This window comes from Streptomyces sp. NPDC086766 (genome assembly GCF_044746005.1).
GTDB lineage: Bacteria > Actinomycetota > Actinomycetes > Streptomycetales > Streptomycetaceae > Streptomyces.
On sequence record NZ_JBIVBI010000015.1, the window covers coordinates 48980 to 75347 of the forward strand.

General features: G+C 71.5%; 22 protein-coding genes. 7 read left to right on the top strand and 15 right to left on the bottom strand.

Features of this window, described 5'->3' with window-relative positions; genetic code table 11:
- Nucleotides 1-135 precede the first annotated feature (135 nt).
- From ACIPM1_RS25475 to ACIPM1_RS25530, 12 genes are all read right to left on the bottom strand, one after another.
- Entirely contained in the window at nucleotides 136-576 is a 441-nt protein-coding gene (locus ACIPM1_RS25475; protein WP_402438504.1) for a GNAT family N-acetyltransferase, read from the bottom strand.
- A 110-nt stretch (nucleotides 577-686) separates the two neighbouring features.
- Nucleotides 687-1199, bottom strand: coding sequence for a GNAT family N-acetyltransferase (locus ACIPM1_RS25480; RefSeq protein ID WP_402438506.1), 513 nt, complete (start codon nucleotides 1197-1199; stop codon nucleotides 687-689).
- Between the two features lie 84 nt (nucleotides 1200-1283).
- Nucleotides 1284-1835 (bottom strand): hypothetical protein, encoded by a 552-nt coding sequence (locus tag ACIPM1_RS25485; RefSeq protein WP_402438508.1) that lies wholly within the window; start codon nucleotides 1833-1835, stop codon nucleotides 1284-1286.
- Between the two features lie 136 nt (nucleotides 1836-1971).
- Nucleotides 1972-3018 carry an NAD(P)-dependent alcohol dehydrogenase gene (locus ACIPM1_RS25490; RefSeq protein WP_402438510.1) on the bottom strand — a complete coding sequence of 349 codons (1047 nt, stop codon included), beginning with the start codon at nucleotides 3016-3018 and terminating at the stop codon, nucleotides 1972-1974.
- A 239-nt stretch (nucleotides 3019-3257) separates the two neighbouring features.
- Entirely contained in the window at nucleotides 3258-4178 is a 921-nt protein-coding gene (locus tag ACIPM1_RS25495) for an NADP-dependent oxidoreductase (protein WP_402438512.1), read from the bottom strand.
- A 108-nt stretch (nucleotides 4179-4286) separates the two neighbouring features.
- Nucleotides 4287-6437, bottom strand: a complete 2151-nt coding sequence (locus tag ACIPM1_RS25500) for an alpha-galactosidase (RefSeq protein WP_402438514.1) — start codon at nucleotides 6435-6437, stop codon at nucleotides 4287-4289.
- A 60-nt stretch (nucleotides 6438-6497) separates the two neighbouring features.
- On the bottom strand, nucleotides 6498-8519 hold the full coding sequence (locus tag ACIPM1_RS25505) for a beta-galactosidase (RefSeq protein WP_402438708.1): 2022 nt from the start codon (nucleotides 8517-8519) through the stop codon (nucleotides 6498-6500).
- Nucleotides 8520-8566: 47 nt separating this feature from the next.
- Nucleotides 8567-9463, bottom strand: coding sequence for a carbohydrate ABC transporter permease (locus ACIPM1_RS25510; protein WP_402438516.1), 897 nt, complete (start codon nucleotides 9461-9463; stop codon nucleotides 8567-8569).
- The gene (locus ACIPM1_RS25515; RefSeq protein WP_402438518.1) at nucleotides 9460-10374 is read right to left on the bottom strand and encodes a carbohydrate ABC transporter permease; all 915 of its coding nucleotides are present in this window, start codon (nucleotides 10372-10374) and stop codon (nucleotides 9460-9462) included. The genes ACIPM1_RS25510 and ACIPM1_RS25515 overlap by 4 nt, the downstream gene beginning before the upstream one ends.
- 78 nt (nucleotides 10375-10452) lie before the next feature.
- Nucleotides 10453-11835 (bottom strand): ABC transporter substrate-binding protein, encoded by a 1383-nt coding sequence (locus ACIPM1_RS25520; RefSeq protein WP_402438520.1) that lies wholly within the window; start codon nucleotides 11833-11835, stop codon nucleotides 10453-10455.
- 299 nt (nucleotides 11836-12134) lie between these two features.
- The gene (locus ACIPM1_RS25525; protein ID WP_402438521.1) at nucleotides 12135-13127 is read right to left on the bottom strand and encodes a LacI family DNA-binding transcriptional regulator; all 993 of its coding nucleotides are present in this window, start codon (nucleotides 13125-13127) and stop codon (nucleotides 12135-12137) included.
- Between the two features lie 161 nt (nucleotides 13128-13288).
- Nucleotides 13289-13678: a VOC family protein gene (locus tag ACIPM1_RS25530; protein WP_402438523.1), complete on the bottom strand. Its 390-nt coding sequence runs from the start codon at nucleotides 13676-13678 to the stop codon at nucleotides 13289-13291.
- 92 nt (nucleotides 13679-13770) lie between these two features.
- Here ACIPM1_RS25530 and ACIPM1_RS25535 point away from each other — a divergent pair, with 92 nt between their 5' ends.
- Nucleotides 13771-14553, top strand: a complete 783-nt coding sequence (locus ACIPM1_RS25535; RefSeq protein ID WP_402438525.1) for a TetR/AcrR family transcriptional regulator — start codon at nucleotides 13771-13773, stop codon at nucleotides 14551-14553.
- A 399-nt stretch (nucleotides 14554-14952) separates the two neighbouring features.
- Nucleotides 14953-15153, top strand: coding sequence for a GNAT family N-acetyltransferase (locus ACIPM1_RS25540; RefSeq protein WP_402438710.1), 201 nt, complete (start codon nucleotides 14953-14955; stop codon nucleotides 15151-15153).
- 120 nt (nucleotides 15154-15273) lie between these two features.
- Here the strand turns inward: ACIPM1_RS25540 and ACIPM1_RS25545 are convergent, their stop codons facing one another.
- Entirely contained in the window at nucleotides 15274-15738 is a 465-nt protein-coding gene (locus ACIPM1_RS25545) for a hypothetical protein (protein ID WP_356183462.1), read from the bottom strand.
- Nucleotides 15739-16347: 609 nt separating this feature from the next.
- On the opposite strand from ACIPM1_RS25545, the gene ACIPM1_RS25550 reads away from it, so the two are divergent.
- The 4 genes from ACIPM1_RS25550 to ACIPM1_RS25565 all read left to right on the top strand — a co-directional run bounded on the left by ACIPM1_RS25550 (nucleotide 16348) and on the right by ACIPM1_RS25565 (nucleotide 22522).
- Nucleotides 16348-17289 carry an ABC transporter ATP-binding protein gene (locus ACIPM1_RS25550; RefSeq protein WP_402438528.1) on the top strand — a complete coding sequence of 314 codons (942 nt, stop codon included), beginning with the start codon at nucleotides 16348-16350 and terminating at the stop codon, nucleotides 17287-17289.
- On the top strand, nucleotides 17286-18656 hold the full coding sequence (locus tag ACIPM1_RS25555) for an ABC transporter permease (RefSeq protein WP_402438529.1): 1371 nt from the start codon (nucleotides 17286-17288) through the stop codon (nucleotides 18654-18656). Before ACIPM1_RS25550 ends, ACIPM1_RS25555 begins: the two co-directional genes overlap by 4 nt.
- Before the next feature lie 4 nt (nucleotides 18657-18660).
- A complete protein-coding gene (locus ACIPM1_RS25560) occupies nucleotides 18661-21417 on the top strand; it encodes a phosphoesterase (RefSeq protein ID WP_402438531.1) in 2757 nt (918 codons plus the stop codon).
- 298 nt (nucleotides 21418-21715) lie between these two features.
- A complete protein-coding gene (locus ACIPM1_RS25565) occupies nucleotides 21716-22522 on the top strand; it encodes an SGNH/GDSL hydrolase family protein (RefSeq protein WP_402438532.1) in 807 nt (268 codons plus the stop codon).
- Between the two features lie 92 nt (nucleotides 22523-22614).
- On the opposite strand, the gene ACIPM1_RS25570 is transcribed toward ACIPM1_RS25565, so the two are convergent.
- Nucleotides 22615-23883, bottom strand: coding sequence for an FAD-dependent oxidoreductase (locus ACIPM1_RS25570; protein ID WP_402438534.1), 1269 nt, complete (start codon nucleotides 23881-23883; stop codon nucleotides 22615-22617).
- Between the two features lie 127 nt (nucleotides 23884-24010).
- Between ACIPM1_RS25570 and ACIPM1_RS25575 the strand changes: the two genes are divergently transcribed.
- Nucleotides 24011-25306, top strand: coding sequence for a cytochrome P450 (locus tag ACIPM1_RS25575; protein WP_402438536.1), 1296 nt, complete (start codon nucleotides 24011-24013; stop codon nucleotides 25304-25306).
- Nucleotides 25307-25357: 51 nt separating this feature from the next.
- Here the strand turns inward: ACIPM1_RS25575 and ACIPM1_RS25580 are convergent, their stop codons facing one another.
- Complete coding sequence (locus ACIPM1_RS25580; RefSeq protein WP_402438538.1) at nucleotides 25358-26179, bottom strand: SDR family NAD(P)-dependent oxidoreductase; 822 nt, start codon at nucleotides 26177-26179, stop codon at nucleotides 25358-25360.
- Between the last annotated feature and the right edge of the window lie 189 nt (nucleotides 26180-26368).

Consider the following 26368-nt stretch of genomic DNA (forward strand, 5'->3'; position numbering starts at 1 on the left):
TACGATCACGAGGGCTTCCGGCCGTCCAGAGGCGGCGCGCCTCGGCACGGCGGTGGCGTCGAGGTCGGCTTCGATACCGCCGGGGCGAAGTGGCCGGTCGGCCGCGTGTGCCTCGCGCCCGAGGATAGGTCCGCGTCAGGAAAGCCGCAGGTCGATCCAGGGGATCGTGTCACCGGGCAACAGGTAGCGCTCGGTCTCGGCGAACCCGTGCTTCAGCGCGAATCGCAGTCCGTCCTCGTTGGAGGACAGGACCACCGTCTCGATCACCTTGGCCCCGAGCCGTCGCGCCCGGTCCAGCCCTCGGGCGTAGAGCTCCCCACCGAAGCCCCTTCCACGGTGAGGCGGGAGCACACGGGCGATCACTGTGGCCGTCGAGGTGTCGTCCACCGGCGGGCGCACCGTGCTGCAGCCCACGAGCACGTCACCGAGGTAGGCGACTTCGAGGTGGTTGCGCACGGCACGTTCCCGGACCTCGTCCAGGGAAAGAGCGTGGGTGGGAATGATCACGTTGTGGACGTGTCGCCAGTCCCTGAGCGCGGCGTCGTCGCCCGGCTGCTGGATACGGAGATCAGACATCGGAACAGGACACCCGAGTGATCCCCCGGGATCAACCCGGTTCGGCCACTGACCCGTTTCGGGGAGACCCTGAAGTGGCGCCGCGCGGTGTGGGGTTGCGGGTGGACGCGTCAGCTCGGACGACGGCCACGGGGCACCAGGTCGCGCTGATACCAGTCGCCCGGCTTGCCGCTGAGGTCGGCAGGGTCCGCCGGGCCGATCAGGACGAACCCTGCCTTGGTCAGCACCTTCTGAGAAGCGGCGTTGTCATGGGCGGCGGCCGCCTTGAGCGTGCGCAGCCCGTACCGCTCCGCCGACAGCCGACACAGCTCGCGGACGGTCGCGCTCGCCACCCCGCGACCGGTGGCGTGCTGCGCGACCCGGTAGCCGAGTTCCGCGGTGTCCTCCTCGATGTCCACCAGGTTGAACCTGCCCAGTACCGAGCCGTCGTCGTCGACGAGCACATGGAAGGCGCAGACGCCGGCCTCCTGTTCAGCCAGCAGGGCGCTGTACCGTTCGGTGAACCGGTCGAAGAAATCGTCGCCGCGGTCGGGTACCGAGGCGGCGAAGTAGGCGCGGTTCGCCAGCTCGAACGCCAGGACCGCCGGGGCGTGGTCGGCCTGCAGCCGCTTCAGCTCGGGCACGGCCCCACTCTAACCTCCTGGCTTCGAGCCGGTGGGCCGAGCCGTGGACGGCTCGGCCTTCCCATCGGGCGGAAGCAGGGTCGGTCAGCGGTCGAGGTCGATCGTGAAGCGCCTCGTGCCCGTACCGATCGTGTCGGCGTGGACCGAGCCACGAGCCCGGTCGAATACCCCGGTGCCGCCGGTGATCGCGTTGTCGAACGAAGGCGGAGGGCCCGGGTTGAGAATGCCGAAGACCATCCCCTGCACGGTCAGCTGGCCGCCCGGGAGGTTGTAGTTCACGACGCACTCCTCCGCTCCGCCGTTGTCGACCCGGGTGGTGACGCAGGTGCCGCCGGTGTCGCCGACCTGGTTGCCGTACTGGTCGAAGAGGTCCGAGCGGAAGACGGTCCGATCGCCCTGGGCGGGGGGCCGCCGGGGTTGACCGGGAAGCGCGTCTGCTCCGCGAGACGGCCGATGAGTGTGATGACTCTGTCTCCGCCCGTGGCGTGGGCGGAATCGGTGTCCGTCGCGGCGGCCGCGACAGGGGCGCAGGCGAGAAGTGTGACCAGCGCGGCGGCCGTGCCGAGACGGGCTGCCCTGATGGGGCGCATCGTGTGGCTCCTGAGGTCGATGTTCATGGATGGTCAGGTGCCGCATTCATAACCTCGGCTCTGCCGCCGCCCGGTACGCTCCGGCCCGACCCCCCGTCAGATCCGACCGATCGGACCCACCCGGGACGAGGGACGGCCCCACCGACCGCGCACTGCGAAGATCTCGATCTGCAGCTGGAGTACTAGCCGAGGGTTGCCGCGTCGATGACGGCGCGGTAGCGGACGTCGCCGGCGACGATCCTGTCGTAGTACTCGTCCACCTGGTCGGCGGAGACGACCTCGACGGTGGCCGCGATGCCGTGGTCCGCGCAGAAGTCGAGCATCTCCTGCGTTTCCGGGAGTCCGCCGACCAGCGAGCCGGTGACGGAACGGCGCCGGGCGAGCAGGGAGAAGGCTCCGATCTTGAGCAGGTCACTCGGTGCGCCGAGGTTGACCATGACGCCGCCGCGCCCCAGCGTGCCGAGGAACCGGTCCAGCGGAATGCCGTCCCCGACGGTGTTGACCAGCAGGTCGAAACGATTCTGCAGACTGTCGAAGACGGACTCGTCCCCGGTCGCGTGGTACTGCCGAGCGCCGAAGGCCAGCGCGTCGTCCTTCTTCGCGTCGGTGCGGCTGAGGACGCTCACGTCGGCGCCGAGCGCGGCGGCGATCTTCACGGCCACGTGGCCGAGGCCGCCCATGCCGATGACGCCCACCCTGGAGCCGGGGCCGGCGCCGTGACGCTTCAGGGGCGCGTAGGTGGTGATGCCCGCGCACAGCAGCGGCGTGAAGCCCGCGAGGTCGACCCCGTCGGGGATCTTGACCACGAAGTGGTCGCGGACGACGATCTGGCGGCTGTAGCCGCCGCGGGTGACCTCGCCGTAGTAGTCCTCCTGAGCGTAGGTCTGCACCACACCCTTGGCGCAGAACTGTTCCTCGCCGTCCGCGCAGGCCTCGCACTCCAGGCAGGAGTCGACGAAGCAGCCCACCCCCACGGTGTCGCCGACCCGGTGCCGGCCGACGTCGGAGCCGACCTCGGTGACGGTGCCGACGATCTCGTGGCCGGGAGTCATCGGAAAGATGCCCACGCCCCACTCGTCGCGGGCCTGGTGGATGTCGGAGTGGCAGATCCCGGCGTACCTGATGTCGATGCGCACATCGTCCGGACGCAGGTCCCGGCGCTCGATGGAAACGGTCTCGAAGGGGGCGCCGGCGCTCTTCGCGGACAGCGCGGAAACGGTGACGGTCACGACGTGCTCCTCGCTCGGATCGACGAGGCCGGTACGCCATGAGCGGTCCTCCGGTCCCGGCCGGTGGCCGGCCGGGACGCGGGGTGTCGGTCACGTGAGTGCACCGCTGCTCGGCGGCGCAGGACGTCGCGGCCACGTCGGGGGGCGGTGTACCGCATCGATCTGCGGACGTGAGGTTCTTCCGCTCCCCACGGCCGGCCGGATGCAGCCCGCTCCGCCCCGTGCGCGGCGCTCGCGACTCAGACCGTCAGGACGATCTTCCCGCGGGTGTGGCCCGCCTGGCTCAGCCGCCATGCCTCGGCCGCCTCCGCCAGCGGCAGGGCGTGTTCGACATGCACCGTGAGTTTCCGCGCGTCCGCCAGCTCGGCGAGGTCCGCGAGGTCGGCCGCGCTCGGGCGGACCCACACGTAGTGGCCGCCCTTCTCCTCGACCTCGCCCTCGGTGATCGACGCGACCCGCTCGCGGTTCTTGAGCAGCTGTTGCGACACGTCCACCGCGCCGTCACCGACGAAGTCGAGGGCCGTGTCGACGCCCTCGGGCGCCAGTTGCCGGACCCGGTCGGCCAGGCCGTCGCCGTAGGTGACCGGTTCCGCGCCGAGCTCGCGGAGGAACGCGTGGTTGCGCTCGCTCGCGGTGCCGATCACGCGGGCCCCGAGCGCGACGGCGATCTGCACGGCCAGCGAGCCGACACCGCCCGCGGCGGCGTGCACGAGGAGCGTCTCCCCTGTACGGAGCCCGACCCTCTTGATGCACTGGTAGGCGGTGAGCCCGGCGAGGGGCAGCCCAGCGGCCTGCTCCCAGGTGAGGGCCGCGGGCTTCCTGGCCAGGGTGCGGACGGGGGCCGAGACGCGTTCCGCGTACGTACCGTTCTGTGCCCAGTCCTTGCGTGCGTAGCCGAAGACCTCGTCTCCCACGGCGAACTCGCCGGCGTCGAGCCCCACGCGTTCGACCACGCCCGCGACGTCCCAGCCGGAGATCAGCGGGAAACGGACCTCCATGATCGGGTCGAGATATCCGGCGGCGAGCTTCCAGTCGACCGGGTTGACCCCGGCCGCCTTCACCCGGATCAGCACCTCCGCGGGCGCGACCTTCGGGTCGGGCACGTCGGTGAGTCGCAGGTCGTCGGCTGAACCGTACTTGTCGAGCGTGATGGCCTTCATGCTTCTCAGGATCTCCCGGAAAGCCCGGTGCAATCCGGCCGACACGCGTGCTCGGAGGTGAAGGCACCGTGACGCAGGGCGGCCGGGTCGTGCGCGTCTGGAGCCGAGTCACGCCACCCGGCGCAGTCCGACCAGGGCGCTCGCGCAGTCGCCGTCCGGCAGGGCCGGCACCGGCAGGCCGTAGCCGGTCAGGGTGGCCCCGGACCATTCGGCGCCGGTGGCGTCGTCCCGGTAGCGTCCCGCCGGGTCCAGGCCGCGCAGCCGCAGCGGCGGGTGGGCGGGGCCGAAGGAGGTGCCTGCCCGCCACACGAGCACCGCTGCCCGGCGGGCCTCGGCGTCGGTGTACTGGACGGCCGTCAGCGGCCCCTCCCCCGGCGCGAGCAGCCGGTACTGGCGGCCGTGCTGCACCAGCGGACGGATGTCCTTGTACCTCTCGACGAGCCGGGCGGCCTCCTCGATCTCCGCCGCGGTCCACCGCGTCAGGTCTCCGCCGATGCCCAGGACTCCCGCCATGGCCGAGTGGAAGCGGAAGGCGAGCGGGACCGTCCGGCCCGTCAGCGGGTTGGGGCTGTCGGTCACCCACGCCGACATGACTCCCGCCGGGTACACCTGGCTGAAGCCGTGCTGGATGGTCAGCCGGTCCACCGCGTCGGTGTTGTCCGAGGTCCACACCTGGTCGGTACGGCCGAGGATGCCCAGGTCGATCCTCCCGCCGCCGCCCGCGCACGCCTCGATCCGCAGCGCGGGGAAGGCGGCTCGCAGCCGGTCGAGCAGCCGGTACACCCCGCGGGCGTGCTCGGTGTACACCTGACGGGCGGCCCGGCCGCCGTGGCCGCCCGCTTCCGTGAAGGAGCGGTTGAAGTCCCACTTGAGGAAGTCCACCGCGTTGTCGCCGACCAGGGCGTGCAGCCACGCGTACGCCCAGTCGGTCACCTCCGGCCGGGAGAAGTCCAGGACCAGCTGGTGGCGCAGCTCGGTGGCGGTGCGGTCGGGCAGGTGCAGCACCCAGTCGGGGTGGGCGCGGAACAGGTCGCTGTCGGCGTTGACCATCTCCGGCTCCACCCACACGCCGAACGACATGCCCAGCCGGTGCACCTCGTCGGCCAGCGGGCGCAGTCCGCGCGGGAACCGCCGCGGGTGCGGGGTCCAGTCGCCGAGTCCCGCGCGGTCGTCGTCCCGGGCGCCGAACCAGCCGTCGTCGACGACGAACAGTTCCACGCCCAGGGACGCCGCGCGGCGGGCCAGGGCGAGCTGGTTGTCCTCGCCGACCTCGAAGGAGGTGGCCTCCCACGAGTTGTAGAGCACGGGCCGGAGCTCGTCCGGGTGCGGCAGGACGTGCCGGCGTACGTAGGTGTGGAAGGCGCGGCTGACGTCGCCGAAGCCGCCGGTGCCGAAGACCGCCACGCTGATCGGGGTGACGTACCGCCGGCCGGGTGCCAGGGCGACCTCGACGCCCTCGTGTCCTTCCGAGGCGACGACACCGGCACGCTGGGCCGCGGTGCGTTGGACCGTCAGGCGCCAGCTGCCGCTGGTGGCCAGCGCCGTGGCCCACACCTCGCCCTGTTCCTCGTCGGCGTGGCCGGCGTCGAGCATGACCCACGGGTTGGCGTGGTGGCCGGTGTGGCCGCGCCGGCTGGTCAGTGTGGTCTCCCCGACCGCGGGCGCCGTCCGCTCCAGACGGTTCTCGGCGGACCATCCGCCGTGGACGGAGGACAGCCGCCAGCCGGGCCGCTGGGGCAGCGGCCAGTGGGCGGAGGCGTACCGCGTCAGGTGCAGCGGCTGCGCGTCCGGCCCGGCGGTGTGGGTGAGTTCCGTCCAGCGTTCGAGCACGTCCCCGCCGGACGGCACCCGGTAGTGCAGTTCCCAGGCCAGGGGCCGGGACCGGTCCCGCAGGGCGATCACGAGGTGGTCGCCGCCGGTGATCCGGACGTCCTCGACGCGGGGTTCGAGGGGGCTGCCGCCCTCGGCGAACCGGACCTCCAGGGCCGGGACGCCGAACCGGGCGCCGCCTTCGACGGGGTACTCCTCCACTCCGTCGCGGCGCCCCTCGAAACTGTCGTCGTGGCCGGCCCACACCGGCAGCGCCGCCGCGTCGGCCGTCGGGACGGGAGCCCCCCAGTGGACGTGGCGCACGGTGCCCTCCGCTTGGTCCACGCGCAGCACGTAGCAGGAGCCGGCGGTGCGCAGCACCACGGTGCCGCTGGGTTCGTCGAACTCCACGCTTCCGGACGGCGGTGGTGGGGAGTCGGGCGCGGACATGAGGACACTCCTCGGTGACGGGTGGGAACGCGGCGGCCGTGGTGAAGGCGGGCGCGCGGTTCAGGAACGCGGCTCGGCGGACGTCTCGCGGACGACGGCCACGCCCCCCGCGGGGATCTCCGTGAAGGAGCCGTCACCGGTGGCGTCGAGGAGGCCGGTCCCCTCGACCAGGACCTTGGCGGGTTCCTCGCCGTGGTTGACGAGGAAGAGGTAGGAGCCGTCGGGGCCGGAGCGGCGGACCGCCTCGACCCCGTCGGGCACGTCGGCGACGGGTCGCAGCCCGGCCTCCTCGCCGAGTCGCAGGACGAGTTCCCGCAGCGTCGCGCCCGAGGCGCGGGTGGCCATGTACCAACTCGTGCCCGCGCCGTAGGTGTGCCGGGTGAGCGCGGGGCCGCCCGGGGCCGGGCCGCCGTCGGGGCCGTCCGCGAAGCGCAGCACCGGGGTGCAGCCGCGCGGCTCGACGCGTTCGGCCCACTGCCCGGCCGTCGAGCCGTCGCTGAGGGAGACGGTGTCACCGGGTCGCAGCGGCAGGTATTCGTCGACCCGGAGTCCGAGCACCTCGCGCAGCGCGCCCGGGTAACCGCCCAGACGGATCCGGTCGCCGGCGTCGACGACGCCGCTGAAGCAGCCGACGGCGAGGTGCCCGCCGTCGCGCACGTACCGGGTGAGGGCGTCCGCGTGCTCGTCGGACAGCAGGTAGAGGTTGGGTGCGACGACGGCCTTGTAGGACGTGAGGTCGGCACCGGGCGCGACCACGTCGCAGGTGATGTTCAGCCGCCACAGGGCCTCGTACCAGTCGCGGACCGTGTCGAGGTAGCGCATGGGGCCGGAGGGGCGGGCCTCCAGTTCCAGCGCCCACCAGTTGTGCCAGTCGAAGAGCAGCGCGACGTCCGCCGCGACCCGGGTCCCCGTCACCTCGCCGAGGGCGGCCAGGTCCGCGCCGAGGCCGCGCACCTCCTTCCAGATCCGGGTGTCCGTGCCGCCGTGCGGAAGCATCGCGGAGTGCCATTTCTCGGCGCCCGCCCGGGACTGCCGCCACTGGAAGAACATGACGCCGTCGGCGCCGCGGGCGAGGTGCGTGAGGCTGTTGCGGCGCATCTGTCCTGGCTGCTTGGCGACGTTGACGGGCTGCCAGTTGACGGCGGAGGTGGAGTGCTCCATGAGCAGCCAGGGGCGCCCGGCGGCCATGCCCCGCGCGAGGTCGGCGTTCAGCGCCAGGTCGATGTGGCCGTCCGGGTCCGCCGCGGGCAGGTAGTGGTCCAGGGAGACGAGGTCGCACTCGGCGGCGAAGGAGTGGGCGTCGACCTTCTTCTCCAGCGTGCCCAGGTGGTTGGTGGTCAGGGGGATGCCGGGCGCGAGGCGGCGCAGCACCGCGGCTTCCGCCTGGTGCCGGGCCAGGAGCGCGTCCGAGGAGAAGCGGCGGTAGTCCAGGTCCTGTCCCGGGTTGCGGAAGGCGGTGGTGTCCCGGGGCGGGTCGATCTCGTCCCAGTCGCCGTACCGCTGGCCCCAGAAGTCGGTGCCCCACACCTCGTTGAGGGTGTCGAGGGTCGTGTAGCGCTCTCTCAGCCAGGTGCGGAACGCGGCGGCGCTGACGTCGCAGTAGCACAGGGCGTTGTGGTTGCCGAACTCGTTGTGGACGTGCCACAGGACGACCGCGGGATGGTCCGCGTACCGTTCGGCCAGCGCGGTGACCAGGGCGTCGGCCGCCTCGGCGTAGGCGGGATGGCTCGGGCAGAAGACCTGTCGGCTGCCGTGGGCGAGCCGGGTGCCGGAGGCGGTGACCGGCCGGGCGTCCGGGTGCAGGTGCGTGAACCACGGGGGCGGGGCCGCGGTCGCGGTGGCGAGATCCACGGCGATGCCGTGGGCGTGCAGCAGGTCGAGCACCTCGTCCAGCAGGCCGAAGTCGTAGGTGCCGGGTCGCGGCTGGATGCGCGACCAGGCGAAGACCCCGACGGTGACGAGGTTGACGCCCGCTTCCCGCATGAGGCGGACGTCCTCCTGCCACACGTGCCTCGGCCACTGCTCGGGGTTGTAGTCCCCGCCGTAGGCGATGGAGCCCAGCTTGTGGTTGAGCGCGGTCAGGGGGTGGACGGTCGAGGGCTGGGAGGAAGCGTGGGCCGGGGTGGGGGTCACGACTTCACCGCCCCTGCGGCGAGTCCGGCGCGCCAGTAGCGCTGCAGGAGCAGGAAGGTGAGCACGATGGGCACGACCGAGATCAGGGCTCCCACGATGGTCAGGGTCTGCAGCTGGGGCAGCCGGCTGGTCTGCGACTGCCAGGTGAACAGTCCGAGGGTGACGGGGTAGAGGTCGTCGTCCTGGAGCATGACCAGGGGCAGCAGGAAGTTGTTCCAGATGACGACGAACTGGAAGAGGAAGACGGTCACCAGTGCCGGGGACATCATGCGCAGGGCGATGGTGCGGAAGATGCGCAGTTCCCCGGCGCCGTCCATGCGGGCCGCCTCGAGCACCTCGTCCGGCACCGAGGCCGTGGCGAAGATCCGGGAGAGGTAGACGCCGAAGGGGCTGACGATGCTGGGCAGGAACACCGACCAGAAGGTGTTGGTCGCGTTCACCTGGGCGAACAGCAGGAACAGCGGCAGGGCGAGGGCGGACGCGGGCACCAGGACCCCGCCGAGGACGACGGAGAACACCGCCTCGCGCCCCCTGAACTCGTACTTGGCCAGGGCGTATCCGGCCGCGGCGGCCAGAGCGGTGGCGACCGCCGCGCCCGCTCCGGCGTAGAGCAGGCTGTTGAGCAGCCAGCGGGCGAAGACCCCGTCCTGCTGCGTGAACAGCGCGGCGAGGTTGTCACCGAGGTGCCAGTGGGCGGGCAGCAGTCCGGGGGTGGAGACCAGGTCGCCCTGGCTCTTGGTCGAGGAGACGAGGAGCCAGTAGACGGGCAGCAGCATGTAGCAGGCGGCCAGGACCATGAAGGCCACGGCGGCCACGACGGAGAGCCGCCCGGGCGCGCCCCGCCCCGGCTTGGTGGCGGCGTGGGCCCCTTCGACACGGGTGAGGATGCTCATCCCTGCCTCCTGGAGGTCAGGCGCAGAAACGCGAACGACAGCAGGAAGGTCACGACGGCGAGCAGGACCGACAGTGCCGCCGCCTCGCTGTAGTTGTCGCCCGACGCCAGCGAGTAGGCCGCCAGGTTGGGCGTGTAGGTGCTGGTCACGCTGGTGGAGATGGTCCGGAAGACCTGGGGCTCGGTGAACAGCTGGAAGGTGCCGATGATGGAGAACACGCCGGTGAGCACGAGCGCCGGCCGGATCAGCGGGATCTTGATCCGGGTGGCGATCGTCCAGCCGCCCGCGCCGTCGACGCGGGCCGCCTCGCCGATGTCGGCCGGGAGTGCCTGCAGGGCCGAGTAGAGGATGAGCATGTTGTAGCCGGTGTAGGTCCAGGTGACCACGTTGCCGATGGAGAACAGGATGAGGTGGGAGCCGAGCAGGTCGACCTGGGTGCCGGCCGACCTCAGCAGGTCGACGATCGGGGAGAGCCGGGGGTCGTAGAGGAAGGCCCACATCACCGCCGCGACGACGCCCGGGATGCCGTACGGGACGAAGTACACCAGGCGGAAGAAGCGCTTGAGCCGGGCCACGGTGGAGTCCAGCAGCAGGGCCAGGACCAGCGCGAGCAGCAGCATCACGGGTATCTGCACCAGGGCGAACACGCCGACGCGCACGACGCTGTCGCCGAAGAACGGCTCGTGTACGACGTCGGCGTACTGCTCGAAGCCGGCGAACACCGAGTGGGTGTGCCCGAAGGTGCCGCCCGTGCGCTTGGTCTTGTGCAGGCTCTGCCAGAAGGCGTAGCCGACCGGCAGCAGGGTGAACAGGACGAACGGGATGAGGAAGGGCAGGAGGAAGGCGTAGGGGGCGAGGGCCTGGCGCGCGGGTCTGCGGCGCGCCCGGGGCGGGGCGGTTGTGGTGGTCACGAGAGGGGCCTTCGGCAGGGGGGTGCCGTCCCCGCCGCAGTGGGGGCGGCGGGGACGTTCTGGGTGGGGAGGACCGGCTCAGCGGGTCACGTCGAGAGACTGCTTGCGCAGCGAGTCCACGCTCTGCGACTGGGTCTGCTTGAGTACGTCGGCGAGCGTGCCCTTGCCGCCGACGGCGCCCGCGGTGCCGTCGCTGATGAAGCGGTAGGTGTCGGTCATCGTCGGCCCCCAGGTGAAGCCCTTGTCCACGTTGGCCGACGCCTTGGCGAAGACGTCGAAGATCCGCTGCTTGCCGTAGAAGTCGACCGGCTGCTTCAGCGCCGGGAGGTCCAGTCCCGCCTTCGCCGCCGGGTACAGGCCGCCCTCGCGGTTGAGGATCTCCAGTGCCTTGGGGTCGGTGTTGAGCCAGAGCGCGAACTGGGCCGCCTCCGCGGGGTGCTTGCTTCCGGAGAGCACGGCGGTGGTCGAGCCGCCCCAGTTGCCTGCCTGCCGGTCTCCCGGGTGCCACTGCGGCATCGGGGCCACCGCCCACTTGCCCGCCGTGGACTTGGCGTTGTCGCGGATGGTGCTGTAGCCCCAGGCCGCGCTGATCCAGGTGACGACCTCGCCGTCGTTCCAGGACTTGTACAGCGCGGGCGAGAAGCCCTGCAGGTCGGTGGCGACGAGCTTGTCGTCGATCAGCTTCTGCCAGTAGTCGGCGACCTGGCGGCTCTCGGGCCGGTCGACCGTGACCTTCCAGGAGTCGCCGTTCCGCTGGAACATGGTGGCCTTGTTCTGCCACAGCAGGCCGGTGAACCAGTTCGGGTCGGTCTGCGAGAAGTGCGTGATGTACTTGCCCGCCTTCTTGAGCTTCACCGCGTCCGCCGCGTACTCGTCCCAGGTCGTGGGGGCCTTCAGGCCGAGCTTGTCGAAGATGTCCTTGCGGTAGAACAGCGCCATCGGGCCGGTGTCCTGGGGGACCGCCCAGATGCCGTCCTTGCCACCGGCCCCGAAGCCGACCTGCGACCAGGTCCAGTCGACGAACTTGCCCTGGGCGGCGTCCACTCCGGGGCACTTGGCGATGTCGCGCAGGCCGTCCTTGAGCCGGAAGCTCGCCAGGGAGTCGTACTCGATCTGGCCGAGGTCGGGGGCGTTGCCGGCCTTCAGGGCGTTGGACATGTTCTGGTAGGTGCCCGCGTTGCCGGCCGGGGTGGTCTTCAGCTTGACCTGCACGTCGGGGTGCCCGCTGTTCCACAGGTCCACGGCCTTCTGCATGCCGGGGACCCACGACCAGTACTGCAGCGTCACCTTGCCGGTGGACGGCTTGCAGGACGATCCACCCGCGCCGTCGTCGTTTCCGCCGCCGCCGCCACCACCGCCGCAGCCGGTCGCCGTGGTGAGTGCCACGACCACCGCACCGATCGTGCAGCGTCTGACCAGTGATCGTCTGATCAGGGATGAAGTGCGCTCGCGTATCGCCATGAGGTTGCTCCTTGCACCGGGTGTCCCGCTCCGACAAGCGATGGCGGCAACCTTCACAACAGGAATCCACAGAAGTCAACAGGTCGAACGGAAATTCTCCGCTCCGAGTCCACTTCGTGACGCACTCAGCAGGGTGCCCAGAGAACCTCAAAACACAGCCTGACCTGCCGATTTATTGCACCGATGAGTATGCGTCACACATCACTCTCGTCAGGCGCAATCGATTACGCTACGGTGTTCGCCGGGCCACGGCGGTGTGGCGTCGGGGTGGGTGGGACGCCTCGGCGGGCGCGCACCGCTCAGACCGAGGCCCGTGCGACGAACTCGGCCTTCACGCGGACGGTCTTGGGCACGTGCCGCCCCTCGAAGCGCTCTCTGAGCAGCGCGGCGGCGGCGCGGCCGACGTCCTCCGCCGGATAGCGGATCGTCGTCAACTGCGGCCGCACCAACGAGGCGAAGGAGGCGTCGTCGTGACCCACGAGCGCCACGTCGCCGGGTACGTCGATGCCGAGTTCGTGCGCCTTGTCCAAAGCGCCGACCGCGATCACGTCGTTGGCGCAGAACACGGCGTCCGGCGGGTAACGCCGGTTCATCAGCTCCGCGAATCCGGCGGCTCCCGCCTCCCGGGTGTGCTCACCGCGCACCACCAGCGCCCCCGGCAAGGAGGTGCCGAACTGGCGGGAGAGGCCCCTCAGAAGCTCCAGGCGGGGGTCGCCGCCGGTCGCGTCCCGGGGTCCGGCGATCATCGCGATGCGGCGGCGCTGCGCGGCGTTCACCCGCTCCAGCGCCTGCCGGGTCGCGGCCCGCGCGTCGGGCGTCACCAGGTCGACCGGCCCGAAGGGCACATCCGCGCTCACCACGGTCGGGATACCGGCCCGGGAGAGGGTGTCCAGATCCTTGGGCAGCAGCCGGAACGGAGTGATCACCACGCCGGCGAAGCGCTGCTGCACGGCCTCGGCCAGCAGCGCCCGCTCCTCCTCGCGGTCGGCCCGGGTGTTGCAGACGACGACGTGCATGCCCAGGCCGCGGAGTTCTTCCTGGAGGGTGGCCGCGAGCTGCGCGAAGAAGGGGTTGGCGATGTCGGGCACGATCAGCGCCACCAGGCTCGAGCGTCCGGTCCGCAGGCTGCGCGCCGCGGTGTTCACGGCGAAGCCCAGGTCGGCTATGGCGGCCTCCACCGCCGCGCGCGTCGCCGGGGCGACGGGCCGCTTGCCGGACAGAACGTAGGAGACCGTGGCGGTCGAGACGCCGGCGGCCCGTGCGACGTCCGCCATGGTGACCTGCTCGCGCACTGCTCACGCTCCTTTCGCGCCGTCACCCTACTTCACGGGCCACGACGGTATGGAAGCGCTCTCTACCGGTGCCGCCCGTCGGGCGGCATCCCCAACGGCCTGCGCGGACCGGCTCCGACGGGCGCCGAGGGGTGCGGGACGGCACCGGAGCCCCGGGGGTATCAGCCGCCGCTGGGCGCGTTCCAGTCGACCAGTTGCACGATCACGCCGTTGGGGTCGCGCACCTGGAAGGCCCGCTCGCCCCAGTCCTCGTCGGTCAGGGGCATGGTGATCGCCACGCCTTCGGAGCGCAGGCGGGCCAGTTCGCCTTCGAGGTCCTCGACCACGAAGGCGAGGATCAGACCGGCGGCGCGCTCCTCGCGCTGGTCCGCGGGGAGCGTCTCCAGTCCGCGCCGCAGGAAGACGACGTTCATGCCGGCGTCGTCGCGCGTCAGGGACGCGAAGCCGTCGGCGGCCATCACCTCGCTGAAACCGAAGTGCTCGACGAGGAAGGCGGAGGACGCGGGCACGTCCTCGACGTTCAGTGACACGGCACTGCCGGTGATCTTCACGGAGACTCCTTCGCCCTGCACCGACGGTTTCGTTTTCTCTGTACGGCGTACATTGTACAAAGTACAGAGATCTGGTGCGAGAGGATTGGCCCGTGCCGACGGAACGAACGAGCGCGGGCGACCCGGCCCGGACCCTGCACCTGCTGTGGCGCGGCTCCTCCCCCGAGCGCCGCCGCGGACCGCGACGCGCGCTGAGCGTCGACACGGTGGTCGAGACCGCCCTCGCCATCGCCGACGCCGAGGGCCTGGACGCGCTGACCATGCGCCAGGTGGCCAAGGAACTCGGCGTGGTGCCGATGACCCTGTACACCTACGTCCCCGGCAAGGCCGAACTCCTCGACCTCATGCTCGACGCCGCCTATGCCCGGATGCCCCGCACCGACACCGGCGGCCGGCCCTGGCGCGACCGCGTCAGGGCCGTCGCCGACGAGAACAGGGCCCTCTTCGAACGCCACCCGTGGGCCGCGACCGTCTCCACCGCCAGACCCCCGCTCGGGCCGGGGCAGATGGCGAAGTACGAGCACGAACTTCGCGCCCTCGACGGCCTCGGCCTCAACGACGTCCAGATGGACGCCTGCCTGACCCATCTGCTCACCTTCGTACAGGCATGCGCCCGCGCCGCCGCGGACGCCCGCGCCGCCCAGGACGACAGCGCCATGAACGACCAGCAGTGGTGGGACGTGAACGCCCCCCTGCTGGCGCGCGTCCTGGACCCGGACACCTACCCCACCGCCGTCCGCGTCGGCGCAGCGGCGGGCGCCGCCCACGGCAGCGCCTACGACCCCGACCACGCCTACACCTTCGGCCTGCGATGCGTCCTCAGCGCCTTCGCCGCCCTGATCGACGAGGCCGGACGGGGTGCGCCTGCCTCGTAGCGTGGGTGCGATTCCGGCGCCCCGCGCGCGTGCGGGGGGGCGACGGCTGGACGACGGTCTCCAGGGCGTCGGCCGGCCGGTCCTCGACCGCGGCACGGTTCATCGCGGGGTGCACGGGCCCCCGCCGCGCTCGGCTGACGCCCCGCCAGGAGGAAGCGCCGGACTTCAAAGCGACGCCGTCGCCGTCCACTGCGCAGAGCGGCGCGAACTCCCTGTAAGAAACGGCTCCGCACCGCAAGCCCCTCCCTCGCGGCCGATCCGGCAGTCAGCCACCGCCTGGATCCGCCCACCGGCGAACCCGACCCGTATGCCGCCATGTTCCCGGTCGGCGATGACTGACCGCCCTCGGCGGCCGACCGCACTCGGGTGACGCCAACACTAGGATGATCACCCGCTTGCATCTGGAGGGGCCAGCGCCGCGGCTACGGCACTCTCGCCCTGCGCTGGGTCGTGGAACGCGCGAGTGAGCAAGACGCCGGCACCCTTCTTCAGGTCCACCGCGTGAACGAGGACGCCCACCGTCTGTACCTGTCCGAGGGCTTCTCTCCCGCCGGGGAGACCGAGACGCATCATCTGATGCGCAAGTCGCTTCAGAGCTGAGCATCATTCCGGACGGCTCCGCTCGTCCCGCACGCCCGCATTGCCGCACAAGGGTGCAGGCAGAAGCCCCGGTCCGATTCCGGCGGGCCGGGGCTTCCTGGTCAGCTGACCGCTGCGGGGTCAGTCCTTCCAGTCGTGGTCGACCACGCGGAAGCTGGCGACGACGCCGTTCTTGACCCAGACTCCCTTGGTGTGCCACACGCGCACACCGTCGCTGGAGCTGTGCGGGCCGACGGTGGCGACGGGAGCGCCGTTGTCGCAGACCACCCCGCGGAAGACCTCGACGGTCCTGCGGCTGTCGTTCCAGATGTTCAGGGTCTTGGCACCGAGGCCGCTGATCACGGTGATGCAGTCACCCGAGTGGGAGGAGTACGAGCGCTCGTTGATGTGGATGCGGCCCTCGTCGTAGTCGTTGCCCTTGTTCGGGGCGCCGCCGTCGAGGGGAGCCGCCGCGGGAGCGGCCGGAGCCGCCTGGACCTGGACCGCCGGTACCGAAGCAGCCGACGCGTAGGTGATGCCCGACGCGACCAGAGCGGCGGCACCCGCGACAGCGGCGGTGACAACAGTGGAACGGGAGGTCTTCATCTCGTTTCTCCTGTCTCAGGAATGCCGACTCCTCAGCCGGCACAGGATGAACGTAACCATCACCGCCACTCATGTCATTTAAGGCAAAGCCGATAATCTTCTCATTGAGCGCCGAACGGGGTACTTATCGCACCTATAGACCGGCCTCGCCGAGGGCGGATCGAACGGCAAAACCGCAGTGAATCCGGGCTGATTGACACACCATTAGTCCCTACGGGTGGAACTCCTGACACACCCTCATCCTCTCGGGTACAGCGTGTCGCTCCACATCCCAGCGCCCGCGGGCCGCTGCTGGAGCCCGGCCGAGCCACCCGCAACCTCCTTCTCCCCACCGCGAAGCCTGTGCCCGTCGCGCGCGTCGGCTCCGAGGCCGCTGGAATGCCGGCGCCATCCCGGTCGCGGACCTGCGAAGATTCCATTGGTGCTCACGCAACTGCTGTCTTTTCGGATTCAGTTGAGTACAGAAGAGGGATAGGCCGCGGCCTTTCGTGATGCGCCTCGCGGCGCGACGGATGCGGACGCCTGCCGTTTCACGGGTGTTCAACCAACCGCCCCCGGCCGCGTCGTGTGCCGTCCCTAAGGTCGCTGAGGTTGCGAAAGAAGGGGCTCATGGACGCACTCCCAGCACTCCGGGCGCGCGGGATCACGAAGTGTTTCGGCGAGGTCGTCGCACTCGACGGCGTCGATCTGGAGGTGACGCAGGGACAGATCCACGGCCTGGTCGGGCCGAACGGCGCCGGCAAGACGACCCTCCTGGGCCTGCTGCTGGGTCTGGCCGTCGCCGACGGCGGCCGCCTGGAGATCCTGGGGACGCCGGTCGGGCGGGCCCTCGCCGCCCCCGACGGTGTCGCCGGCTTCGTGGACGGGCCCGGCCCGTACCCCTCGCTCACCGCCCGGCAGAACCTGGCCGCGCTGGCGGCTCTCCGCGGCCACGACGCGCGGACGGCGGACATCGACGACGTACTCGGCGAGGTCGGGCTCACCGATGTCGCCGACGACCGCGTCCGCGGCTTCTCCCTCGGCATGCGGCAGCGGCTCGGACTCGCCGCCGCGCTGCTCACCAAGCCCCGGCTGCTCGTGCTCGACGAGCCTTCCAACGGCCTGGATCCGGCGGGCAAGAGACATGTGCACGGCGTCCTCACCCGGCTCGCGGCGGACGGGGCCGCCGTGGTGCTCTCCAGCCACCGCATGGACGACCTCGCGGCACTGTGCGCGGAGGTCACCGTCATCGCCACCGGACGGGTCGTCTTCTCCGGCCCGCTGAGCAAGCTGGCCGCCGAGCACCGTGAACTCGACTACCGGCTGGTCACCTCCGACGCGCGGGCCGCCCGGTGGACGGCTCTCGACACGGCCGGGATCCGGGTCGTCGAGGACGCCGCCCCGCGGCACGACGGCGAGGGGCTGGTGGTGCGCGCGCCGGTGCCCGCTCTCGACGCACTGGTGGTGCGGCTCGTGCACGCGGGCATCGCGGTGCGCGAACTGGCCCCCGTGGTGTCGCCGCTGGAGGCCGCGTTCCTCGCCCTCACCGAGTCCCAGGAGGCCGGCCGATGACCGCGACGAGCAGCGTCGACGAGCGGGCTGTCGCCGCCGAAGCACGCCGCGTCCGTGTGCCGGTGTCGCGTGCCTACCGCTTCGAGCTGGTCAAGCTGGTCTCGCAGTGGCGGATCCGGCTGCTGGTCCTTGTCTGCTGGACCGCGCCGGGGCTCTTCGTCGCCGCGGTGAGCCGGCAGAGCACGCTCCCGACCGACACCCTCTTCGGGCGCTGGATGCACGCCACCGGGTGGGCCGGACCGCTGGTGCTGCTCGGTTTCGCCGGCACCTGGGCGCTTCCGCTGCTCACCTCGATCGTCGCCGGCGACGTGTTCGCCTCCGAGGACCGGCTCGGCACCTGGCGCCACCTGCTGGTGGCGGTCCGCTCGCCGCGGCGGGTCTTCGCGGCGAAGGCGCTGGCCGGCCTCACCGTCATCCTGCTGCTCGTGGCCGGGCTGGGCTGTTCCAGCACGGTCGGCGGGCTCCTGGCGGTCGGCGACCGGCCGCTGGTCGGACTCGACGGCCACCTGCTGGCCCCGGGCGACGCCGCCGTGAAGGTCCTGACGGCCTGGGCCTGTGTGCTCGCCCCCACCCTGGCCCTCGCCGCGATCGGGCTCCTCGGATCGGTCGCGCTGGGCCGGTCCCCCATGGGACTGCTCCTGCCGGCGCTCGTCGCGCTCGCGATGCAAGTCGCCCAGATGCTGCCGCTGCCCGTCGCCCTCCGCCTCGCCCTGCCCGGCTACGCCTTCACCGCCTGGAACGGCCTCTTCACCGACCCCGTCCAGTCCGGCCCGCTGCTCATCGGCATCGTTGTCAGCCTGGTGTGGGCCGTGCTCGCGACCGCGCTCGCCCATCTGCTCTTTCTGCGGCGCGACTTCACCAACCCGGCCCACGACGGCGCGGGGCGACGCGCGATCGCCTTCGGGCTCCTCCCGCCGGCCGTGCTGCTCGCCCTCACGGTCGCGGTCGTCGCCATGGCGACCCCGTCCACGGGCTCCGGCATCCGCCAGGACAAGGTGCAGCGGTCGGTCGCCACGGCGTTCGGCCACCTCTACCGCCTGCAGACGAAGCAGCTCAACCGCCCCGACGTCACCGAGGCGCGCCTGCGGGCGACGGCGTCCTGCAGCAAGGGCGCCGGCCGGCTCGCCCCCGACGGCCCCGGCAACGACTGGCGCTGCGTCGTCTCCTGGCATCTCCCCGGCGTCGAGGCCGTGGGGACGGCCGTCTACCAGCTCGACGTCACCGCTGACGGCCGGTTCGTGGCCGACGGCGACGGGCCGAAGGAAGTGAACGGCTACTTCCCGGTGCGCACCCCGACCGGCGACGCACCGAACCCGCTCTGGCAGTTCGACGGCAACGTCGACCTGCTCCCCACCCCGAAGGGATGACTCCATGCAGGTAACACGCCGCCGACGACGCGCCGAGGAGAGCCACCTCCGCTTCCTCGGCAGACGCGTCGGCCGCCGCATACCTCTGGTGACGGCGGGCATCACCGCTCTCGGCCTCGTTGCCGCCGGCGCCGCCTTCGCCCAGACGCACCAGTTCGGCACCGACCAGGTCGGCCAGAGCACCGCTCAGGGCCAGGTCGTCTCCAGCGACCAGTACATCGCCCCCTACGGCGACCGCCTCGTCGTCGACAACGGCAAGATCATGTCGTCCTCGGTCAGCCCGGACGGCGCCCATCTCGCCGCCTCGCTGACCGACGGCGGGAGCGCCCTGGCCGTCGTCGACCTGAAGAACTGGAAGGTGCGGCAACTCGTCGGCGCCTCCGCGGCCTCCAGCCCGCGCATCAGCGGCAACAGCGTGGGCCAGGAGGGCCCGACGTACTCCCCCGACGGTTCGCAGCTGTGGCTGGGCCAGACCGACGGCTACACCAGGTTCACCGTGAAGCCCGACGGCAGCGTCACCGACCCGGCGTTCATCCGGATCCCGGCCGACGGTCCCCGGCACGCGCTCGTGGGCGAGCCGGTGTTCTCCCCCGACGGCTCCACCGTGTACTCCGCGGTCAACGGCCAGAACCGCGTGGTCGCCATCGACGCCGCCAGCGGGGCCGTGGAGCGCAGCTGGGCCGTGGGCAACGCCCCGCGTGACATGGTCGAGGTCGGCTCCAAGCTCTACGTGAGCAACGAGGGCGGGCGTCCCGCGAAGCCCGGCGACACCACCCTCAACTCCTACGGCACCCAGGTGCCGGCCGACCCGAGGACCGCGGCCACCACCACCGGCACGGTCAGCGTCATCGACCTGGCGCACCCCGATGCCGCCCCAGCCGGCATCGACGTCGGTCTGCACCCGACCGCTCTGTACGCGAAGAACGGCGCGCTGTTCGTCACCAACACCGCCACCAACGACGTCTCGGTGATCGACACCCACCGTGACAAGGTCGTGCAGACCATCGCCACCCAGCCGTGGCCGGAGACGTCGGTGGGCTACGAGCCCGACGCCGTGGCGCTCACCGACGACGGCCGTCTGCTGGTCACCCTCGGCCGTGCCAACGCGGTCGCCGTCTACCGCTACACGAGCCCGCAGGAGCCGGTCAGCTACGTCGGCCTGCTTCCGACGGACTACTTCCCCGCGGAGGTCGCCACCGTCGGCGACGAGGTCGTGGTCTCCAACACCCGTGGCATCGACGCCCGTCGCCCCACCGGCGGCGCCGGGCACGGCACCCACGACACGACGTCGAGCGTGCAGCGGTTCAAGCTGCCGGACGACCAGGTCATCAGGTCCGAGACGGCCAAGGTCTTCCGGCAGAACGGCTGGTACGGCGGCTCGGTCGCGACGGCCGAGGGCACGGGCGACGCGAGGCCGGCGCCGGTCCCGCTGCGGCTCGGGGACTCCTCGACGATCAAGCACGTCTTCATGATCGTCAAGGAGAACCGGACCTACGACCAGGTCCTCGGTGACGTTCCGGAAGGCAACGGCGACCCGTCACTGGCACAGTTCGGCGAGAACGTGACGCCGAACCAGCACGCCCTGGCCCGGCAGTTCGGGCTCTACGACAACACATACGACATCGGCACGAACTCCGCCGAGGGCCACAACTGGCTGATGCAGGCGGACAATCCGGAGTACACCGAGTCGTCGGCCGGTGAGTACGCGCGCAGTTACGACACGGAGGACGACGCCCTCGGCCACCAGCGGACCGGCTTCCTCTGGACCGGCGCGCAGGCGGCCGGCAAGTCCGTGCGGAACTTCGGCGAGTTCCAGCAGTTCCTGACCAAGCCGTCGGACGCGAGCTGGCAGAACCTGTACTGCGACGCCAAGAACATGGACGCCACCGGGCAGGACACCGCCTACACCCTGAACTCGTCCTCGCCGATCCCGTCCCTCGACGACGTGTCGGTGCACGGCTTCGCGAAGTTCGACACCAGCGTCCCGGACGTCTACCGGTACGAGATCTGGAAGCGCGACTTCGAGAAGAACGGGCCGGCGAACCTGAACATGTTCTGGCTCTCCAGCGACCACACCGGCGGCCCGGCGAACGCCGCCGCCCAGGTCGCGGACAACGACCTCGCGACCGGCAGGATCATCGACGAGATCTCGCACAGCAAGTACTGGAAGGACTCGGCCGTCTTCGTGGTCGAGGACGACTCCCAGGCCGGTCTCGACCACGTCGACGGCCACCGTGCCCCGATCCAGATCATCAGCCCCTGGGCCCGGCACGACGTCGTCGACAGCCACTACTACACCCAGATCACGATGATCCGGACCATCGAGCAGATCCTCGGCATCCACCCGATGAACCAGAAGGACAGTGCGGCCAGCCCGATGCGGGCGGCGTTCACCCGGCACCCGGACTACACGCCGTTCGAGGCGCTGCCCAACCGGACCTCGCTGACCGACGGCCTCAAGACCCCGCCGTCCTGCGGCCTGGACGACCCCGCTCCCCAGGACCCCCACGCCGCGGCCGCGCCGTCGGCGACGGTGCCGGCGGACATGAAGCCGCTGGCGGCGCAGTGGGAGCGCTGGAAGTCCAAGCAGCGGCTGACCGGTCCGGGCGCCGTGCCCGACTTCGCCAACCCCGCGCAGATGAACCACTTCACGTGGTACGAGACGCACGAGTGGAGGAAGCCGTACCCCGGCGAGAACAAGATCTTTTCGCCGGAGGACGTGCCGGGCGCCTACCTCCCGTCGTCGGAGTCCGACGGCTGACGAAGGCCGACCGCCCCACGGAGCCCCTGGACGGTGTCGTCACCGGCCAGGGGCTCCCCTGTGGGCGCTGCCGAGAACCCCGGCCGCGACCGGACGCGCACCGCCGTTCGAGTGACGGCCTTCCGGGTGACGGCTGCCGGGGTGATACGGAGCGACCCGCGCCATCGGGGTCCCGGCCGACCCCTCCCCCGCCCCTTGCCGTCCGGGACGGTCAGGTCTCCCGGCGTGGCGCAAGACGGCCGCGCGCGCGGCGGACGGCCGCGCGGTCCGGCGGCACGGGCCGTGCTAAGGGAAAGGTATGAGACAGTCCCGAATCGCTTTGTGGGCCGCTGCGGCCCTCCTCGTCTCCGGAGGCCTCACCGGTGCCGCCCCGGCCCAGGCCGTGCCGCGCGCCGAGGGCGCCGGGTACGTGGCGCTGGGCGACTCCTACTCCGCCGGGGTCGGCGCCGGCGGCTACCTCGACTCCAGCGGGAACTGCCTGCGCAGCAGCCACTCGTATCCCGCGCTGTGGGCCGCGGAGCACGTCCCCTCGTCGTTCAGCTTCACCGCCTGCGACGGCGCTCGCGCCAGTGACGTCCTCACCGACCAGCTCGGCCCGCTCAGTGCCCGTACCGCACTGGTCACCCTCACCGTCGGCGGCAGCGACGCCGGCTTCGGCCGCGTGATGACGGTCTGCGTCCTCCTGGGCAGCAGTGCCTGCCGGACGGCCGTCGCCGACGCGAACGCGTACATGGACGAGACCCTCCCACGCGACCTGGACCGCCTCTACACAGCCATCGCCGACAGGGCCCCGGCCGCCCACGTGGTGGTCCTGGGCTACCCGTACCTGTACAAGCTGGACGGCATCTGCACGGCGGGCCTCGCCGACGCGGACCGGGCCGCCATCGACGACGCCGTCGACCATCTCGACAGCGTCATCCACCGGCGCGCCGCCCGTCACGGCTTCACCTTCGCGGACGTCAGGGGCGCCTTCGCCGACCACGAGATCTGCTCCGTCAGCCCCTGGATGCGCAGCGTCAACCTGCTCGCCCCCAACGAGTCGTACCACCCGACCCCCCTCGGGCAGTCCCACGGCTACCTGCCCGTCCTCACCACCGCGGCCTGAAAGCGGCCCCAGCCTCCGACGGTCACCGTGCCCACGCGTGCCGTACGGCGTGCCGTGTCCGGGGCGGGCCGGTTCGCGCCCGCGCGTCCGCCTCAGCCCAGCGACCGGGCAGGTGGGCGCTCGCGCCGCGCGCCGTGACCGATGAAGTACGCCGGCACCAGCTTGAGCCACGGTGCGGTGGCGAGCAGTTCGCTCATCCGCTGCGCCCGCCCGGTGTCGCCGAAGGCCGGGCGGCCGGCGAGCACGGGCGCGACGACCCGCGCGTGCGCGATGCGCTGCAAGGCCTGCGTCAGCGCCGCCGTCGGCCAACGGCGCCGCTGCACGCGGCGTACGTCCCGCAGGCCGACCGCGCCCCTGCGCAGCGGTTCGACGAGATACCGGGCGGCGGCCACGGCGTCCTCGACGGCGAGGTTGATGCCGATGCCGAACACCGGCGACATCGCGTGTGCCGCGTCGCCGATGCACAGCAGGCCCGGACGATGCCAGCGCCGGAGGCGGTCGAGCCGTACGTCGAGCATCTTCACCTCGTCCCAGGAGCGCAGTGCGTGCGTCCGGTCCGCCAGCCAGGGCGCGGCGGCCGAGAAATCGGCCATGAACCGCTCGAGGCCGGCGGCGCGGCGCTCGGCGTCCGTGCCCTTGGGGATCAGCGCGGCGCACTGCCAGTAGTCCCCGCGGTCGATCATGGCGGTGACGATCCGGTCGCCGGCCCCTCCCACCAGCCCGCGCGGGTCGCCCGCCCGCCGCGGGAGCCGGAACCACCAGGCGTCCATGGGGCACGCGAACCGCCGCAGCCCCAGCTCGGGCCGCGAGCGGGCCAGCGACCACCGTCCGTCGCAGGCCACGGTGAGGGTGGCGCGGAGGTCGCCGGTGCGGCCGTCCGCCGTGCGGTAGCGCACGCCGGTGACCCTGCCGCGCTCCACCAGGAACGAGGTCGCCTCGCTGCCCATCCGCAGGGAGAAGGACGGCTCCTTCCGCGCCTCGTCGGCGAGGAGGTCCAGCAGGTCCCACTGCGGCACCATCGCCACGTAGTTGTACGGGCCGGGCAGCACGCCGATGTCGGAGACGGTGATCAGCGAACCGTCCGGGCCCAGCGGCAGACGCACGGTGGTCACCCTGCGCTGCGGCAGACGCGCGAAGCGCTCGGCCAGACCGAGGTCGTCCAGCAGGGTCAGGGTCGAGGGGTGCACCGTGTCGCCGCGGAAGTCGCGCAGGAAGTCACCGTGCTTCTCCAGGACCGTGACCTCCACGCCGGCCCGCGCGAGCAGCAGGCCGAGGACCATTCCGGCCGGTCCGCCGCCCACCACGCAGCACGTCGTCCGCTCCGCTGTCGGTGCCGTGGTCGGCCCCGCTGTCCGTTCCATGGCAGCCCTTCCGTCCGTGCGGCCGGTTCCATCCGTTCCCGCCGTTCCGTCCGCGCCCCGCGCTCCTGCGCCATATACGCTCAAAGTGGACATCCTCTGGCCGTGCCCAGACACCCCGGGAGGCACGATGAACCGGCAGCCGATCCTCCTGCCCTACGCCGACCCGGCCTTCCTGGCGGATCCGTTCCCGTTCTACCGGCAGCTGCGCGAGGAGGGCCCGGTTCGGCGCGCCGTGATCGCGGGCGGCCTCGAAGCGTGGCTGGTCACCCGGTACGAGGACAATCTCGCGGCGCTGTCCGATCCGAGGCTGAGCAGTGACGTCCGCGAGGCGTCCGACACCCGGCTCCTGCAGCGGCTCCCCGCCACGGACCGCGAGTCGATGCTGCGCACCATGCTCCGCTGCGACCCGCCCGACCACACCCGTCTGCGCCGTCTGGTGTCCAAGGCCTTCACCGCGCGCCGGGTGGGCGAGCTGCGGCCGCGTATCCAGGAGATCACGGACGGGCTGCTCGACGCGATCCTGCCCGCCGGCCGGGCCGACCTCGTCGACAGCTTCGCGCTGCGGCTGCCCGTCACCGTGATCGGCGAACTGCTCGGCGTGCCCGTCGCCGACCGGTACGCGTTCCACCGGTGGACCACCGAGATGCTCGTCCAGGGAGCGGAGGCGCCGGATCCGGCCCGGATCGAGGACGCCTGGCGGCAGATGCGCTCGTACCTGACCACGCTGCTCGGCTCGAAGCGGGCCCGGCCGCGGGACGACCTGCTCAGCGCCCTGATCACCGCCAGGGACGAGGAGCACCGGCTGGACGAGGAGGAGCTGGTCGCCATGGCCTTCCTGCTGCTGGTCGCCGGATACATCACCACGGTCAACCTCATCGGGAACGCGCTCGTGGCGCTGCTCGCCCACCCCGACCAGTTGCGCCGGCTGCGGGACGATCCGGGGCTGCTGCCCGGTGCCGTCGAGGAGTTCCTGCGCTACGACGGCCCGGTCAATCCCGGCATCGCCCGGTTCGCGCGCGAGGACGTGACCATCGGCGGAGTGACCATCCCGCGAGGAGCGACCGTGCTGGTCGCCTCCGCCATCGCAGACCGGGACCCGGCGCAGTTCCCCGACCCCGACCGCCTGGACATCACCCGGGAGAGCAACGCGCACCTCGCCTTCGGGCACGGCGTCCACTACTGCCTGGGGGCGCCGCTGGCCCGGCTGGAGGGCCAGATCGCCATCGGCACCGCCCTGCGCCGCCTGCCCGACCTCCGGCTGGCCGTGCCGCCCGGCGAACTGAGCTGGCGGGCGAGCGGCCTGCGGGGCCCCGAACACCTGCCCGTCACGTTCACCCCGGCGCACGGGCGGGACCCTTTCCACAGCCGGCCCGCTGGTCGCACACCGGAGACAGTCGACACGTCGGAACGCTCGGACGGGTAGTCGAGGCACGGCGGCGGTGGACGTTTTCAGCGCGCCGACGGATCCGGTGCGCTAAGCGACCCACCCGTCGGTCAGCATCTGCACGGCCGAGCCGTCGAGGTCCTTGAGCTTCGTCCCGGCGAAAGCGCGCGCCGCGTCGGAGGTGAGCACCCGGAACGCTGGTCGCTCGGCCGCGAGCAGAGCAACCACCTGCGCTGCCACGTCCCGTGGCGTCTGCGCATTGGCAAAGGCCTCGCGGGTGCGGTCCAGGTAGGCCGACAGGGCCGGCGCGTACGGCCCGGCCTTCTCCAGCACGTCGTCGTCGAGCTTCACGTTGTCGACGAACTCGCTGGCCACCGCACCCGGCTCGACCACGCTGACACGCACGCCGGCCGTGGCCGCGACCGGCGCGAGGGATTCCATGAAACCCTCGACCGCGAACTTGGCTGCGCAGTAAGCCTCGTTGAAGGGCTGGCCGACCACCCCGCCGACGCTGGTCACGGTCACCACACGACCCTCGCTCGCCCGCAGCAGAGGCAGGGCCGGCTTGGTGACGTTCAGCACGCCGAAGAAGTTGACCTCCATGACCGCACGCACATCCTCGACGCTTTCCTGCTCCAGAGTGCCGATGTGGCCCGCGCCGGCGTTGTTGACCAGCGCGTCCAACCGGTCGAGGCCGGCCAGACACGCCTCGATCGAGGCCGGGTCGGTCACATCCAGGGCCTGGACGTCGACTGCGACCCCGGCTTCCTCCGCCGCCGCCAGAAGCGGGCCGGCCCTGGCGGTGTCGCGCAGGGTGGCGACGACGTGCCAGCCGCTCTGCGCGGCGGCAACAGCCGTGGCCAGACCGATGCCGGAGGAAGTGCCGGTGATCAGGACGGTCTTGGTACTCATCCTCGGTGACCCCTGACGCCTCGGTGGGCAGTAGTCGTATTGAGCACAATTGTCCGCCTGTAGCCGCGGCCGCACATGCCGGGGTCGGCGCCTGCGAGGGACGGCGGGCGGCCACAGGGCCCCGGCGAACCGGGCATGGACCTTTCCGGGCTTCCGTCGGCCGTGGAGTGCCGGAGCGGGCAAGGAAGG

Coding starts and splice junctions, on each gene's coding strand:
- ACIPM1_RS25475 (WP_402438504.1), bottom strand. CDS start 576: ATGTCTGATCTCCGTATCCAGCAGCCGGGCGACGACGCCGCGCTCAGG.
- ACIPM1_RS25485 (WP_402438508.1), bottom strand. CDS start 1,835: ATGCGGCACCTGACCATCCATGAACATCGACCTCAGGAGCCACACGAT.
- ACIPM1_RS25495 (WP_402438512.1), bottom strand. CDS start 4,178: ATGAAGGCCATCACGCTCGACAAGTACGGTTCAGCCGACGACCTGCGA.
- ACIPM1_RS25500 (WP_402438514.1), bottom strand. CDS start 6,437: ATGTCCGCGCCCGACTCCCCACCACCGCCGTCCGGAAGCGTGGAGTTC.
- ACIPM1_RS25510 (WP_402438516.1), bottom strand. CDS start 9,463: ATGAGCATCCTCACCCGTGTCGAAGGGGCCCACGCCGCCACCAAGCCG.
- ACIPM1_RS25520 (WP_402438520.1), bottom strand. CDS start 11,835: ATGGCGATACGCGAGCGCACTTCATCCCTGATCAGACGATCACTGGTC.
- ACIPM1_RS25545 (WP_356183462.1), bottom strand. CDS start 15,738: ATGAAGACCTCCCGTTCCACTGTTGTCACCGCCGCTGTCGCGGGTGCC.
- ACIPM1_RS25550 (WP_402438528.1), top strand. CDS start 16,348: ATGGACGCACTCCCAGCACTCCGGGCGCGCGGGATCACGAAGTGTTTC.
- ACIPM1_RS25555 (WP_402438529.1), top strand. CDS start 17,286: ATGACCGCGACGAGCAGCGTCGACGAGCGGGCTGTCGCCGCCGAAGCA.
- ACIPM1_RS25560 (WP_402438531.1), top strand. CDS start 18,661: ATGCAGGTAACACGCCGCCGACGACGCGCCGAGGAGAGCCACCTCCGC.
- ACIPM1_RS25565 (WP_402438532.1), top strand. CDS start 21,716: ATGAGACAGTCCCGAATCGCTTTGTGGGCCGCTGCGGCCCTCCTCGTC.
- ACIPM1_RS25570 (WP_402438534.1), bottom strand. CDS start 23,883: ATGGAACGGACAGCGGGGCCGACCACGGCACCGACAGCGGAGCGGACG.
- ACIPM1_RS25575 (WP_402438536.1), top strand. CDS start 24,011: ATGAACCGGCAGCCGATCCTCCTGCCCTACGCCGACCCGGCCTTCCTG.
- ACIPM1_RS25580 (WP_402438538.1), bottom strand. CDS start 26,179: ATGAGTACCAAGACCGTCCTGATCACCGGCACTTCCTCCGGCATCGGT.